Raw genomic sequence first — 15,082 nt, 5'->3', positions numbered from 1 at the left:
TATGCCTATCATTTAGGCATGCGTGGCGACCTACTTGGAGATGTCCTTGGAGCGGGCGGCACTTTTAGGTACGGATTTCTGGCCGCTGCGGGTTGGCGCCCGTGTGTCATCGGCTTTGGCGGTTACGGTTCCCAGCGCGAAGTTCGGGTGATGGGCCGCGTTCTGATGACCGAGAAAAACCTAGGGCGTGTTTGGCTGAACCAAAGACGCGGATGGAGACAGTTCTTCGATTCTCAGGTTCCCAGCTACCCAGTCCTAATTAAGGCCGGCGATGCTATCCGAGTGATCGAAGCCGATAGTGGTGGATACATCGACCAACACATTACCGGTCACGGGTTCGAGCCAGGATGGCGTGACGTTCGGGTCCACTTGATCAACCGAGGCGACTGGCAGAAGCACCGAAAACGACTACTTGAAGGGATGGACCCCGATCACATCTCCGCCTCCAAGTTAGCTGCTCGAGCCCAGAGCCTCGGGGTAAGGATCGACAGAGGTATCGATATTCCGGTTAGGATTGTTGGCGACTTTGAGACCACCGGAATCGTCTGCGATATCGACGACACCATCATGGTCTCAATGGTGCCTCACAAGCTACTAGCGCTGCGATACATGTTGCTCGACAAGGTCTCTACGCGCCAAGCGGTGCCGGGCATGTCTTACTTCCTAAATCGCTTACAACATCATCTTCATATTCTGGAACCGGCGCATCGGGAGACCGAAAAGCTTCCCCCGCCTTTTCTCTTCCTCTCGAACGGTGCCTGGAACACTATTCCGGTCCTGCGGCACTTCCTGGAGCGCGGCGAATTCCCTCGTTCGACCGTTCTTCTTCGGCCCTGGGGATTCAGCGAGATCGGTTTTCCAACCAGCGGACCGGCTAACAAGCTAAGCCATTTAGAGGACCTGGCTCGAATGTTGCCACAGGTGAAATGGGTGTTAGTCGGCGACAACGGTCAACGTGACCCCGAGATATGCGCAGAGTTCGGAAGGCGTTGGCCAAAGAATCTAGCAGCGGTGGCAATTCGAACCCTGCTTCCTCTGGAACACCTGACATCTCACGGAACAATGAAGGAACTCTCCAGGCTAGATCGGGCGAACTTGCCTGAGGGAGTTCCCCTTATTTTCGGAGAAGATGGCTACCATCTAAACCGATCCGCCAGCTCAATGGAGTTCAACAGAGAACTGATCGCACGGCTACAGGCATAGCTCAGTCTGCTTTTCTAGGACTGGGTGATTTTGAGCTAGTTGCACGGTTTCCGGTATAGGACTATACCCCCATTTTTCCCTGACTAAACCCTTAGATCCCGCAATTGACGGCCCCCGTGAGATAACCTCTGAACTGGAAGCGGGCATGGGGAACTCAAACTCTGTTATCAGCGACTGCTAGCAGTGCCTCTAACCCAGCCGCAGGTCGCTAGGTGAACACGCACAAACTAAGGAGTTGCCATGAAGCGTTCCGCCCTTATGCCCTTTGCCATCGGCGCAACCATGTTGCTCGCGCTTGCCGGATGCGCAAAGGACGGCGCCCAGTCCGGCAACTCGGGAGCAGAAGACGAGTACGTGCCCGGACCTCTTGATGAGTATATGAGTGTCCTTTGGGAAGGCGAAGACTGGTCGATCGACAAAGCCAAGGAACAGGATCGCCAGCGCGAGGACCTAATCGCTGAGTGCATGGCGAAGGAGGGTTTCGAATACATCCCCAATACCAGCAGGTACGGATACTCGGACGGCTCAGAAGAAATCGACGGGCCACAGTGGGGCACTCTGGAGTTCGCTGAACAATATGGATACGGCATCGTTGACTGGCCTGGCCGTGAGGACATGGAGAACCAGACTGGTGAAGACGAATACTTCGACCCCAACCAGGAGTACATCGAGTCTCTAAGTGAGTCGGAACAAACCGCTTTCTACGAAACCCTCTACGGCAAGGGACCAACTGACGAAGAATGGGAACTCATCGAGGCGGGCGAGATGGAGCACGAGTGGTCCTGGGAGACCTCTGGCTGTGACGGTTGGGCGATGCACGAGATGGACGATAACTCCGCGTCTGCCCTCTACGAAGACCCTGAGTTCGAGGACATGATGACCGCGATGCAGGATCTATGGACCGACATGTACTCCGACAGCGAGTATCAGAGTCTCAACCAGGAGTGGTCTTCGTGTATGGCAGACAGCGGCTTCACGGGACTGTCCGATAAGGACAATGTCCAAAACGACCTGTACGACCAACTTAATAAGATTTACGAGGACTCCACCAGTCCGAATGGCGACTGGAATGAGCCCGACAAAGCCGTAATGGACGAGTTCCAGAAGCAGGAGATCGCCCAGGCAGTCGCTGACTACAAGTGCAGTGAAAAGATTGACTACGACAAGAAGTCAATGGAGATTCAGCACCGTATGCAACAAGAGTTCCTGGACCAGTACAAGACCCAGTTGGACGCAGCAATCGCCAAGTACACGACCAAGAACTCGTAGGAATCACGTGAAGAACGAAACGCCGGAAAGCAACGGCTCGGCAAACGACGAGACCGCCAAGAAACCTAAGGGCCTAACCGGAACCAGGCTGGTTGCAGTCATCGCCGTCATTGCGGTGGTCTTTCTTCTCGCAGGAGCGATACTGATGCGGTTCATAGTCTCGCCAGCCGAGATTGCGGCCCGGTCCGAGGCTCCCGAACCGGGCCCGGTGACCGCCGTAGTCGAAGAGCGCGTCGTCAGTAATGAGGTCGTCATTCGCGGCGAGGCAAGCTACGCGGACTCAGTCGAAGTCAAGCTGGACACTTCTTCGTCCGAGGGACGTCCTATTGTCACCGGACAGGTTCCGGCCGTCGGCGCCGTGTTGAACGCAGGAAGCGTTGCGCTTGAAGTGACGGGCCGCCCCGTGATCGTGCTGCAGGGCCAGTTGCCCGCTTACAGATCACTGTCAATCGGAATGAGCGGACCTGATGTGCTGCAGCTAAAGCAGACGTTGGCTTCAATGGGTTATGACGTTGGCGATCCGAACTCGGACCTGTACGAGTGGCAGACGTCGGAGGCCGTTGGTCAGCTCTACCTCAATACGGGATACCAACCCTCTACTGGTGGACCGGAGGCGCGCGACGCACTAAGGGCAGCAGAAGCCTCCTATCGGTCTGCCGAGACCGCGCTTACCCGAGCGCAGACCTCTTACAACACCGCGTACAACGCGGGCGAACAGGATCTTGCGATTCCGTGGGCGGAACTGAACGAGGCACAACAGACCCTCAGTGACGCTTACAGCGCCCTCGAAGAGGCACAAATCGGGGTCCAACCAACGCTTCCCGCGGGCGAGGTGCTGTTCCTCCCCTCGTTACCGAGGCGTGTTGATGCCGTGTACGTTGAACGAGGGGGTGAGGTAACCGGACCCGTAATGCTTGTCTCGGGCGCCGACCTAACCATCGTGGGGACCGTTAATCAACAGGACGCGGCTCTACTAGCCCCGGGGATGGAAGCGTTTTATTCCAGTCCAGGAGGCGAGGAACTCACAGCAACCATCGCCTCAATCGAATCCCCAAAGTCGGCTTCTTCAAATGGAGACGACAGTTCCGATGGCGGTGATTCGAGCGGTAGTGGTGACTCGGCGGGCCGGTACAAATTGACCCTTACCCCCGATGATCTGACAGATGAACAGATCACCGCACTTCGGGAGCAGAGCCTCAAGATCACCATTCCCGTAGCCTCGACCGAGGGCGAGGTAATGGCAGTCCCGTTGGCAGCCCTATCCGCCGCAGCTGATGGAAGCAACGTGGTTGAGCTTCTTTCCCCAACCAAGGACGACCCATTCGCCACCGAGATGGTCGCAGTCACCACAGGTCTCGGCGCACAGGGGTTCGTCGAAATCACCTCCGACGACTCGCGTATTGCGCCCGGCGCAAAGGTTGTGGTGGGTCGGTGAAACTCCGCAGACCTGGGGGGAAACGTGCATCCAGAACAGGGCACGGAGCGGCGCAGATTGCGACAAGTCTCTGGCCACCGCTGGACGACAAAGGATCAGCCGAGCCAGCGGTAGCAGAGGTAGAGTCGATCCTGCCCGATGCGGAGCCTGTTCCTCAGACCTTTGATGGACCTCTGGTAAAACTCGTTGATGTAACTCGGATATTCCCTGGTCCACCTGCCGTTCAAGCGCTTCGCAACGTGAACCTCGAGGTCGAAAAGGGCGAGTATCTGGCGATCATTGGTCCGTCGGGGTCAGGGAAGTCGACGATGTTGAACACCTTGGGGCTGCTTGACCGACCTAGTTCTGGTCTGTATGAGTTTGACGGCGTCGATGTCTCTGGGCTCTCTGATGATGAACGTGCCGATCTGCGGGGAGGGGCCATCGGCTTCGTGTTCCAGTCGTTCCATTTACTTCCAACCCGAACCGTTCTTGACAACGTCATTCTCTCGACCACATACGCCGGATTCCCGAGAGAAGAACGCGAAAAACGAGCACGAGACGCCCTGGACCGCGTTGGGATGGGACACCGTCTCGACTTCTACCCAGGGACACTCTCGGGAGGTGAACGCCAGAGGGTGGCGTTGGCCCGGGCGGTGGCGACCTCTCCCAGACTGCTCCTGGCCGACGAGCCAACCGGTAACCTGGACCGAGCAAACTCCGAGGGCGTCATGCAGTTGTTCGAGGAACTATCGGAAGACGGCCTCACGATCATAATGATCACTCATGATTCCGCAGTGGCTCAGAGCGCCCATCGCAGGGTTCAGATCAGCGACGGTCAGCTTTCGAGGGTCGCCTGATGAAAACCAAACGAGCAGCGGCTCCCGCCGAACGTCGTCGCGTCAACAGTCGTCGAAGGGGAAGGCCCCGCCCCAAGTCCTCGCGCACAGAAAAGAGCGGATTCACCTTTCGCGACCTTATCCACGAATCCCTCGAAGGTGTGGGCTCGAAGCCATCACGCCTATTCATCACCCTATTTGGCACCGTTCTGGGAATCGCGTCTTTAGTGGCAACTCTGGGGCTGGCCCAGACCACTGCCGGGCAGATCGCCAAGAACTTCGACATGATTCAGGCGACTCGCGTTTCTATCGAACCGGGAAAGACAAGCGGTCCGCGTAACAACGAACGAGCTACCGCAGTAATCCCGTGGGATGGAGTCGAACGAGTGGATCAACTGGTCGGGGTTGAGGAGGCGACTCTCTATTCGGTGGTGCCCGGGGATCCCGTCGTACGGGCCGTCCAAATCGTGGATCCCTCCGAGGCTCAGAGCGCCTCGCCGCCAGTAATTGCTGCGTCGCCAGAGCTGGCTGATGTCATGGCGGCGAACATTCAAACTGGAAGGTTCTTCGACTCGGGTCATTACGACCGGGCGGACAGGGTCGTTGTGCTCGGAGCTGCGGCCGCCGAGAAGCTTGGCATCAACCGCGTTTCTGGACAACCATCAATCTTCATTGCAGACCAGCCGTACCAAGTGCTTGGAATCATCGACGAGGTGGGAACGCGGGCAAATCTGCTGAACTCCGTAATTGTTCCGGTGACGACGGCACAGACTCATCTGAACCTAAACACGATTGACTCGCTCGACATCCTAATCGACATCGGGGCAGGAGAAGTTGTCGCTGGCCAAGCGCCAATAGCGCTTAATCCAAATGACCCAACCGGCTACAAGGTAAAAGCTCCGCCTTCAACTTCGCAGCTCCAGGGCCAGGTGCAGGCCGACATCAACGTGCTTTTTGTGGCAATCGGGCTTGTCGCCCTTTTGGCGGGAGGCGTGGGCATAGCTAACGTGACTCTGCTGTCCGTCTCGGAACGCCGAGGCGAGATCGGGCTACGGCGAGCCCTGGGGGCGAGGACCAAGCAGATAGGTCAGCAGTTCATGCTCGAATCTCTCACAACCGGCACACTGGGAGGTTTGATCGGGGTTGCGCTGGGACTGTTTGCAATAGTCGCGGTCTCTCTTTTCCAGCACTGGACGCCGGTTATTGCACCGTGGGTCCCTGTCGCAGGAGTATTGCTCGGCGCGTTGGTCGGCCTAATTGCGGGAAGCTACCCGGCGATAAAGGCAGCGAGAATAGAGCCCGTGGACGCACTTCGCTCGGCCTGAGGTTCCTTTTAGTCAACCGGCGTCTGTGGCCTCCTCATTGACTTTTTTGGGGAGGGGGAGTTGATGTTGTTTTTGCTCTGATTCTGCGGAACGCCGCCTTGTCTTCGCGGGGTAGCCCGCTCGCCAGTACCAGACCGCCACTGCCACGACTGTTGCCAGGTAGATTACTAGCCACCAGGGAAAACTAGGCACGCTAGGTCTCTCTCCCGCCGCGTCGAGGTCGGCCTGCGGAGTCGGCCAGACTCGCTCACCCGTCACCAGGAACCTATGCGTGTTGATCCCCAGCGGAGTACAGGTAATCAAGGTGACCAGGTCCTTGTCAGGCACGGCCCGAATCTCCTCGGTCTCGTTCGGTTCTACCACTTTGGTTTCTATGACGCGGTAGGTAAAGACCTCCCCCATCACCTCAACGCTGAAGGTATCGCCTTCCTTTACCCGGTCCAGGTGGGTGAAAATCTCCGCGTCTGCCAAGCCGCGGTGCCCTGTCAGCACCGACCGTGTCCCCACGCCACCCACGGGCAAAGAGGTTCGTTGTAGATGACCGACACCCTTTAGTAGCACCTGGTCCGAGGTGCCGTGGTAGACCGGCAGATCCAGTTTGATACTGGGGATTCGTAGCCGCGCCATCACGTGGTTCGGGTCATTGTTCAGCAGATTCCAGTAGTTCAGGTCCCCGTTGTCGACACCAGTTCCTTCGACGAGGTTTGATCCGGCCTCCATCACTCCTCCTGCTTGGAGTTGCCGGTTGTACTCTTGAGCTTTCGCAATCTGCTCGCGCGCGTACTCCGCTCCACTGGCCCGGTCTGCCGCAGCCTGGTCAATGATGATGTTCGACTGGTTGTATTGGGACACCCACTGCGCCGCGTACGGGTAGGCGAAGACCGTCGCGGCAGCAAACACCACTAGGGCGATCGCCAAGTTCAGCCAGCTGAATCTCCAGCGGCGCTGCTTTAGGGCATGCTGTGCCGGACTTAGTCTTTTCACACCAACCCTTTCTGTGGCGGCCAAATCTCCTCAACTGTCAAACGGTCTCACGCTAGCGCCAGGCGGGCTAGCTCCCGGGCAAGGGAACCCCTGCCAATTGGGTTGTGCGTGGCAGAACCGGAACCAAACGATGCACTGTAAGTATTCGCCGCTTCTTCCTTAGCAACCAAGTGGATCGCTGCTCAGAGCAGGCGCCCCGTACACCGCAATAAACGCCCATGCCGGTTACTATGACGATGGGGGCGAGCCACTTGGACCCACCCCCATCGCTACCTGTTTTACGCTAATCGACAGGCGAACTTAGCGATTATCAGTTGTTTCTTAGGCATCCTGATGTTGGCCGCGGTTACGGCGAACCAGGTAGAGGCCCACGGCCAGCGCGACCAAGCCGGTGCCAACCAGTGCCAACAGCACCCGGCCCTGCGCGCCTGTTATTGGCAGCGAAGGCAGATCGCCCGCGTCAGAACCGATCTGCGTGTTCACGATGGTGGTGAACGCACCATCTGCACCGACCGAGAGAACGGTTCCGGCACTTGCGTCGCCCTTGTAGCCGGCAGGAATCTTCGTCTCATATACGCAGTAAGATCCCGCGGCTAGGGTCATCTCCCCGGTCTTACCTGTTGCGGCTGAAGTCAACGTTCCGCCGGACCATGCCGGCAAGTACCCCGCAGCCGTGAGACCAGCGTAGGCGGGGCAGGTTCCCGTAGCCGCGTTCGGCAATCCGTAGATCTCAAACTCAGCGCCTGCCAATGGGACGTTGCTGGTTTCACCAACATTCTTGGCTTGCTTCATCACGTATGCCCCATGGTGGAGCGTCTGTGGAGTAGTAACCTCGACCTCTGTGGGCGGGGTTTTACCATTCACCGTGATAGCGGCCGTGTTGGACGTGTTGTCGGCGTCCTCACCTGCGGTCGCGGTAATCTCCCAAACCAGGGTCCACTTGGCAGGGTCAGCAACCTTTTCATCAAGCTTGGCGAGGCCTGCGGATGTCAACTCCATAGAGAGAGCAGGTGCAGTACCCGGCAACGTGTAGTCATCAGTAAGGTCGAGCTCCTGCTTGGTTGTTCCATCCGTCAGGTACACGCGCGAACTCACGTAAGTGATGCCTGCACCCAAGGTGTCAGCAATCTTAAACTCTGTGTAGGTTTTGCCCGCGCCCAAGCTGAGGACGTCATAGTTGACGTTCCACACGATGTTATTACCGACAACAGTCGCATCTTTGGAGGCGACATCCACGACCACGTTCTTCGGGTAAATATTGACGTTGTAGTTCCAGGCGTCACCCGGCTTGGCGCCCGGATAGGGAACCGTCAGGATTGTCGGTTGAGCGACAGTGGTGGTGCCCGGCAGAGGACTCGACTCGTAAACAACGTACGCTTTATCGGCACTGACGTTGAAGGTAGTGTCTCCCGCGGCGCCCGTGTACTGCTCAGTCATTGGCGTGCCCAGTGCAATCGGGGGAACGCCTGTGCCGCTGAGTATGGGTTCTCCGGTAGTCGGGTTCACGGAGACCGACAGGTTCTTGAGTGCCAGCCACCCCTCTTGGGTTGATAGGTCGATTCCGGTGATTGGCACCACGGTGAAGCCAACACCCGGTAGCGGTTTCAGGCCATCCAGTTCAGTCGGATCAATCGCCGAGCCGTCAGCCGGCAAACCTGTGGGGGTGTCCGGATTCTCGAACTTGTGGACGATAATCGTTCCCGTACCGCCGTCCCCGGGCACCGCCGCCATTGCGACACCGCCACCCAGCGCACTTATCGCTAGGACGGTCGCGCCCACCACGGCGGAGAGAATCCGCCCTCTCCTCTTTGTCTTCATCTCTTCCCTTTCGTTTCGACGACCGTCCATTGTGTCGTCTAGCCTCTTCAAATCCCAGCTGAAGGCTGGGCCTTCATGAGTTTTATCTACTACTGGTTATCCGCCGTTCTTTCAAGCTTATGTATCGCTGGGCGGGCACCTTGCCGTCTATGGTCCGGTGGGTAATGGTCCCTAGCTCCGTTGCGCCAATTGGGCGCGGGTTCAAGCTATTCGCTGTCGCGTCATTCACCGTCGGGCCTCACCCGCCCTCTTTTGATCTTGATCGCGTAGAGCACGAGGGCCACTGCTACCAGGGTGCCCGTCGTCAATACAAAGATGTGGGTTCCGAGACCACCGGTCACCGGCAAAGCCGGAAGATCCGGACGTGGGGTCTCGGCATAGAAGTCCGCAGTCACCGTGCCCTCCGCACCGTTAGTCTGACCGGTTACGCTGACAGCGACGGTATTCTGATGGGTCTCGCCGGGACTCATTTTGAGGGTGCCAGTGCAAACAAAGGTGCCGTTCACAGCCAACTCGGCTGGGAGCGTGACCGGCTGCGACCCGCCTGGCCACGGTCTGTAGCACGAAATGGCTGTGATTGAGGAGGAGCCCTGCACCGTTTCGTCGCTCAAAGGGTTGACGGTCAACACTTGGTCATCGGTGTTCTTGATTCGGAAGGAGATGACGTTGTCTTCAAAGGGGTTGAGTGCCACAGGACTCTCGTCGCCACCGCTATTGATGCTGCAGTTGTTGGGATTCCCAGTCTGGAACTGTCCGGGCTGACAGAGTGCCGGGTTGACGGAACCAACGGGTTCCATGATTCCCTTCTCTACCGTGAACTTCGCCGTGGGTGTTCCGGGCTCGACCGACGCGCTGAATGTATCGAAACCATCAACGAATCCTCCACCAACGGGCACAGCGGAGAACGTTGCGAGATCCTGGTGGTCAGGGCTACCTTCAAGCATGGATAACTTGCCGGCGCAAGACAGCGTCTCTCCGGGCGACAAGACCAGGCCCGAGAAAGTGTGGGGCAAGGTGTCGAGTGGATAATGCACTCCACCCTGTTCGTTGGGACCGGTGCAGAACTGCCACCTGACGTTGTCGATGCCTTCGATGGTCTGGTCGTCAAATGTAACCTGAGTCAGACCCCTGTCACCGGTGTTGGTGATCCAAGCAGCCACATCGATGTCGGTGAAGGTAGCCAGGTCGTGGTCAACATCGTAGAGGTAGGTGTCCTTTAGGGTGCATGGATTGGTTGGGCCACCGCAGCCGAGAGGCCATTCCACACCCTTCTCCACCTTCATCGCCGCTGCTCGTGGAGCGATCTGCGTGTCCTGCTGAGGCTGCAAGGCAACACCCGGGGTGACGGACTCAAGTGGCTCAACCTGTGCCCATGCCTGGTCGCACTGTGATCCTGAGCCTGTTTCGGCTACTGAAGCGTTCTTAGATGACCCCTGTTTCGTCGCCCCGTTCGCCTGACCTTCTCCTTCAAAACTTCCGTAGCCACCCACAACCTCGGCACTCGCATCTTCGCGTGCCGGGCACGTTGAGTTTCCGACCCACGGCCCGGCTCCCCATGGGTTCTGCACGTCGTACGAGGGCAAATCAGATGCGCCCGCATTAGGAATCGCAGGGGCAGGCAACGACGGCTCCTCCCGAGGGGCCTGGTCGAACGTAATCCATACCTGCGCGCCGATCACTGCATCTTCCGTATAGATCGGTTCTTCATCATCGCTTTGAATTTTCGTGTCGACACCGGAGAGAACCTCGGATGGAAGCGTGCCTCCGGCCGTCAAGTCGCTGTCATTAATTGACCCCGCTACCGCACCGCCGCCTTGCTCCTCGCCCTGGTTCGCATCTGGCCTGTCAATCTTTCCGGCCAGGGATACGACGATTTCCTCGTCCGTGTTCATGTCGGGAAGACCGTACTGGCGTGTGGTGAAGTTCCCGTTCGCGCGCTTTCCGATCTGCGGGATCACCTGGTTTGCGAGGGAGACCTCAACGTCATAAACAGCGCTGCTAAGTGAGAGAGTCATCTGGCCGCCAGTTAGGCCCTCATGCCCTTCCTCATCTAGGTTGCTGGCGCGGATCGTGACCTCCCAAGCGAGTGCACAGACCGGAGATCCCTCCGCGCACTCCATGGTTAGTTTGCCGGTAGAGAGGTCGGCTTGCGGCGTAACAGCGGACTCCTGGTCTCCGCTCTGCGCTGTAAACTCCCCCACTTGCGAGCCACTTTGCGGTACAGCGTCCGCGGTAGCGGGATCGCCAGTGGCTGTAGCCGTGGTAGCGAACCCTGTCAGTGTCGCGCAAGCAAATGTGCTGGCAACCGCGAAGGTCACGAGATGCCGCACCCAGCCACCGCCCGTTGCCGCCATCGATACCCCCTCCGGGAACGGACAGTCTCACCGTCCCAATCACGCACCCCCACACACCGGGAGAAACCGCCGAAAGGCGGTGACTCGCACCGAGAGTAAAACCTACACATCATTATGCCGAGTAACCCCCCGCATGGATAGCATCATCCCCCGGCCGGCACCAAAGACCCGACTAGGCAGGTAACCGCGCCCATAGGGATAGGGAGTTTCCTGGGCACACTGGCATAAGCCGCTGCGTCGCCAGTCGAGAAGTAGTCGATCATTCTTAACGCAGTGGGACGATCTGCTCGCGTGAGTTCATGGCCGCTCCTTCGTTCGGTGTCAAAGCAACGGTATTCATCCATCTAGGCAGTCTTCAACGGAACGAAGCAGAAAACGGGCGCTATGGTCCATCATGGGGTCCAACTAATGATCCATGCCCCGCAACAACCCAGACGGAAATCTCAGCGCGCCAGCGTCACGAGGCCAACGGAACCAGAGTGTCCGCGCGGTGACGTCACAGGCCGCGCGCACAACGCGGAACAATAGACCGCGTAACGAAAGCTAGGCGCAATGATTCCGCGATACGCGACAGTCGCGCAATCGCCGCCCCATTATGCTTCGCACCAGCACTGTGACGGCCGCTAGACCTCTTCCGCCACCATTGAGATTGCGCCGCACGGACACTCTTCTGCGCAGACGCCGCAACCCTTGCAGTAGTCGTACTTAAACTCGTACTCTCCCGGCTTGATCTTGGTGATGGCATTGTCCGGGCAGACTCCGAAGCAGTTGTCACACCCGAAGCAGTTGCCGCACGACATACAACGACGAGCCTCAAAAATCGCCGACTCTTCGTCTAGTCCCACGACCACCTCATCGAAGGTTGACGAACGCCTTGCACTCTCGATTTTTTCGCGAACCTGGTGCGGCGCATCGGCGTAGTACCAGGTGTTCATGCGACTCAGGCTGGCGAGCTGGTGCTTGGCAGGGGGAAAATACTCGTGTCCGTGCAGGTAGGCGTCAATGTATCTGGCGGCTTTCTTCCCGTGGCCGATAGCGACGGTTACTGTGCGCTCCGAAGGAACCATGTCGCCGCCAGCAAAGACCCCCTTCAGTCCGGTCATCATCTGAGAGTTGACCTTGACAACCCCGTCTTCGATCTCGATGTTAGGAGAATCCTCAATCAGTGACAGGTCCGCCTCTTGCCCCAGCGCCATGACCAGCGAGTCGGCCCCCAACTCCTCATATTCACCGGTTGGTTGCGGGAATCCGTTCTCATCGAGTTCCATCTTCTCGATGGTGATGCTCCCCTCGTCCACCTGCTTCACAGTCGAGAGCCAGCGCATCATGATGCCCTCTTCCTCGGCCTCCTTAACCTCAGAGTCGTGGGCTGGCATCTTATCGCGCGTGCGACGATAGAGGATTACCGCCTCTTCAGCACCGAGTCGCTTGGCGGTTCGCGCCGCGTCGATGGCAGTGTTACCACCGCCGTAAATGACAACGCGACGACCCAGCATCGGCTTTTCATCCTCCAACTCCACGTCCTCAAGGAGCGAGACGGCATCCATGATCTTTGCCGACTCCGCTGCCGGGACGTAAGCGCGGCGGCCAATGTGAGCGCCGACAGCCAGAAACACGGCGTCATAGTGCTTGGCAGCGTCCTCAACGTCCTCGACCTTTGAGTTGAACTCAAAGTTGACACCCATCTCCTCGATCCGCTTGATCTCGGCATCGAGGATTTCACGCGGCAGGCGGTACTTCGGGATACCGAAACGCATCATGCCGCCGGCCATTGGGCCAGCTTCACGCACAGTGACGCGGTGGCCCAGGCGCCGCAGATGATAGGCAGCGGATAGCCCGGAGGGTCCCGCTCCGACAATCAGGACTCGTTTGCCCGAGGGCGGAGCAGTAACCGAAACCTTCCACCCCTCGTCGATTGCCTTGTCACCCAGGAAGCGTTCAATTGAGTTGATCCCAACGGCCTCGTCGACCTGCGCACGGTTACACGCGGTCTGGCAGGGGTGGTAACAGACTCGACCCATCACTGCCGGAAGCGGATTGTCGGCCATGATCTGCCGCCACGCACCCTCGTAATCGCCCTCCTCCGCGCGGTAGAGCCACTGCTGAATGTTCTCTCCCGCAGGGCAACCCTGATTGCAGGGCGGGAGAAGATCGACGTAGACCGGGCGCTCGGTGCGCCATGAGCCCGTCTCGTTGAGAAGCGAGGAGCCAACCTCAAGGGTGATTGCAAACGGTTCTGTCGCCGCTTGTTCGTCAGAGGAACGAAGTGCCTGTGTAGTTGTCATTTCTAGAGCGTCCCTTCTTCTGCAACGAGGCCTTCGCCGGGCGTGCCCTCGTCCCCCTTGGGTGCCTCACCGTCGCTAATGACTCCTAGACCCGAATCAATGGTGTCCAGGCGCGAATCTAACGTCCGATCGTCACCGACATCGAAGACTCCGGGCGGGGAGACCTTCTCCGCCTGGGAAAGCGAGGCTTGTTCGGCCACCTCTGCTTGTTCCGGTACGCCCATCGAAGCGGCTGCATCGATCACGTCGTGCTCCTCTTCGGCCAGGCGACGGCGTTCCAATGGCGTGTCTTCGGCTGTGCCCGAGCCTGCCCGGACGTGCGAGTGTCCGAGCGCGGGATCAGCGAAGGATAGCTCGCCGCGTTCCACCTCGGGTCGCATCACCGTCGAGAAACTCTCGCCCGCCAGTTTCTCCCTGGCTGCCGTCGCCGCAGATGCCATCTCCGCCTGCGCTCGCTTGGTTTCCGAGGCGGCGTGGATGTACTTGTCGTAGCGTCCCTCTGGATCGGACGGGGCGTCAATGACTCGAGCGAGGACGTCCTCGTCTAGCAGATCCGGTTCGATAAGTCCGTAGCGACGGATGTTCCGGTCGCAGATGGCCTGAAGCCGAGCCAATCCCTCCTCGTCCCTCTCCGGACGGAACAGGTGCGAGAAGCGACGCTGGCTCTTCAGGTACTCCTCTACGGGTGCCGGACGGCGAATCTTCTGGACCGAGGTAACCTCGCCCGCTTCCGCCTCGAACACCGGGAAGAAGCCGGTTTGGGTGGCAAGGCGTGCCAACTTGATGGTTTCGTTTGAGGGGGTACCCCAGCCCAGCGGGCACGGCACCAGCACGTGAATGTAGCGGGCCCCGCTGAAGGTCATCGCCTTACGGACTTTGTATTCCAGGTCGCGGAGGTCGGCGACGGTGGCGGTAGCGACATAGGGGATTTCGTGTGCCATGGCAATGCGGGCCATGTCTTTGCCCTGACCAAAGACATTGCCGGGGTGCTCGCCAACCGGCTGTGTGGTTGCGGTGCGGGCCGTTGGCGGAGTGGCACCTGAGCGCTGCACGCCGGTGTTCATATACGCCTCGTTGTCGTAGCAGACGTAGAGGACGTCGTCGTTGCGCTCGAACATGCCCGAGAGACAGCCCATGCCGATATCGACCGTGCCGCCGTCGCCTCCCTGTGCAACAACGCGGGTTGCCCGGCCCTTGGCTTTCATGGCTGCGGCGACACCCGTTGCGACGGCGGGCGCGTTGCCGAATAGGGAGTGAAGCCACGGAACTGTCCACGCGGATTCCGGATATGGAGTGGAGAAAACCTCCAGGCAACCAGTCGCGTTAACCGCAACAAGGTCACCCTCGGTGGCGGCCATTGCGGTGTCTAGCGCGTATCTGGCTCCGAGCGCCTCACCGCAGCCCTGGCAGGCGCGGTGGCCCGAGGTGAGCGAGTTGAAGCGGTCCGGATCCGACTGGATCGAGCGGTCAATGACCTCCGCGAGTCGGTTGCCCACTGCGTAAGAGCCAACCTGGTAAAACTTGACTGACTCACGCGCCGGAACGGCAGTCTCGCGGGTCTCGGGAATTCCTAGTTCAACTTTCATGGCTT

Annotated in this window: 9 protein-coding genes and 1 pseudogene; 5 read left to right on the top strand and 5 right to left on the bottom strand. The window is 58.8% G+C overall.

Annotated features, from left to right (window positions below; translation table 11 throughout):
* Nucleotides 1–18: 18 nt before the first annotated feature.
* The 5 genes from U6G28_03925 to U6G28_03905 all read left to right on the top strand — a co-directional run bounded on the left by U6G28_03925 (nt 19) and on the right by U6G28_03905 (nt 6,050).
* Entirely contained in the window at nt 19–1,203 is a 1,185-nt protein-coding gene (locus U6G28_03925; protein WRS30842.1) for a phosphatase domain-containing protein, read from the top strand.
* 240 nt (nt 1,204–1,443) lie between these two features.
* Nucleotides 1,444–2,472: a hypothetical protein gene (locus U6G28_03920; GenBank protein ID WRS30841.1), complete on the top strand. Its 1,029-nt coding sequence runs from the start codon at nt 1,444–1,446 to the stop codon at nt 2,470–2,472.
* Between the two features lie 7 nt (nt 2,473–2,479).
* Nucleotides 2,480–3,907 carry a hypothetical protein gene (locus tag U6G28_03915; GenBank protein WRS30840.1) on the top strand — a complete coding sequence of 476 codons (1,428 nt, stop codon included), beginning with the start codon at nt 2,480–2,482 and terminating at the stop codon, nt 3,905–3,907.
* Nucleotides 3,904–4,746, top strand: coding sequence for an ABC transporter ATP-binding protein (locus tag U6G28_03910; protein WRS30839.1), 843 nt, complete (start codon nt 3,904–3,906; stop codon nt 4,744–4,746). Before U6G28_03915 ends, U6G28_03910 begins: the two co-directional genes overlap by 4 nt.
* Nucleotides 4,746–6,050, top strand: coding sequence for an ABC transporter permease (locus tag U6G28_03905; GenBank protein ID WRS30838.1), 1,305 nt, complete (start codon nt 4,746–4,748; stop codon nt 6,048–6,050). Before U6G28_03910 ends, U6G28_03905 begins: the two co-directional genes overlap by 1 nt.
* A 12-nt stretch (nt 6,051–6,062) precedes the next feature.
* Here the strand turns inward: U6G28_03905 and U6G28_03900 are convergent, their stop codons facing one another.
* The 5 genes and pseudogenes from U6G28_03900 to U6G28_03880 all read right to left on the bottom strand — a co-directional run bounded on the left by U6G28_03900 (nt 6,063) and on the right by U6G28_03880 (nt 15,077).
* Nucleotides 6,063–7,034, bottom strand: a complete 972-nt coding sequence (locus U6G28_03900; GenBank protein ID WRS30837.1) for a class C sortase — start codon at nt 7,032–7,034, stop codon at nt 6,063–6,065.
* Nucleotides 7,035–7,355: 321 nt separating this feature from the next.
* Nucleotides 7,356–8,852: a SpaH/EbpB family LPXTG-anchored major pilin gene (locus U6G28_03895; GenBank protein WRS30836.1), complete on the bottom strand. Its 1,497-nt coding sequence runs from the start codon at nt 8,850–8,852 to the stop codon at nt 7,356–7,358.
* A gap of 221 nt (nt 8,853–9,073) precedes the next feature.
* Entirely contained in the window at nt 9,074–11,206 is a 2,133-nt protein-coding gene (locus U6G28_03890; protein WRS30835.1) for a hypothetical protein, read from the bottom strand.
* A 623-nt stretch (nt 11,207–11,829) separates the two neighbouring features.
* Nucleotides 11,830–13,491 (bottom strand): NAD(P)-binding protein, encoded by a 1,662-nt coding sequence (locus U6G28_03885; GenBank protein WRS30834.1) that lies wholly within the window; start codon nt 13,489–13,491, stop codon nt 11,830–11,832.
* A 488-nt stretch (nt 13,492–13,979) separates the two neighbouring features.
* Nucleotides 13,980–15,077 (bottom strand): annotated as a pseudogene (locus U6G28_03880) (thiamine pyrophosphate-dependent enzyme).
* Nucleotides 15,078–15,082: the final 5 nt, after the last annotated feature.

The organism is Actinomycetaceae bacterium MB13-C1-2 (assembly GCA_035621235.1).
Classification (GTDB): Bacteria; Actinomycetota; Actinomycetes; order Actinomycetales; family Actinomycetaceae; genus Scrofimicrobium.
Note: the sequence above shows the minus strand (reverse complement) of the source record. Positions and strands in the feature narration are given on the sequence as shown.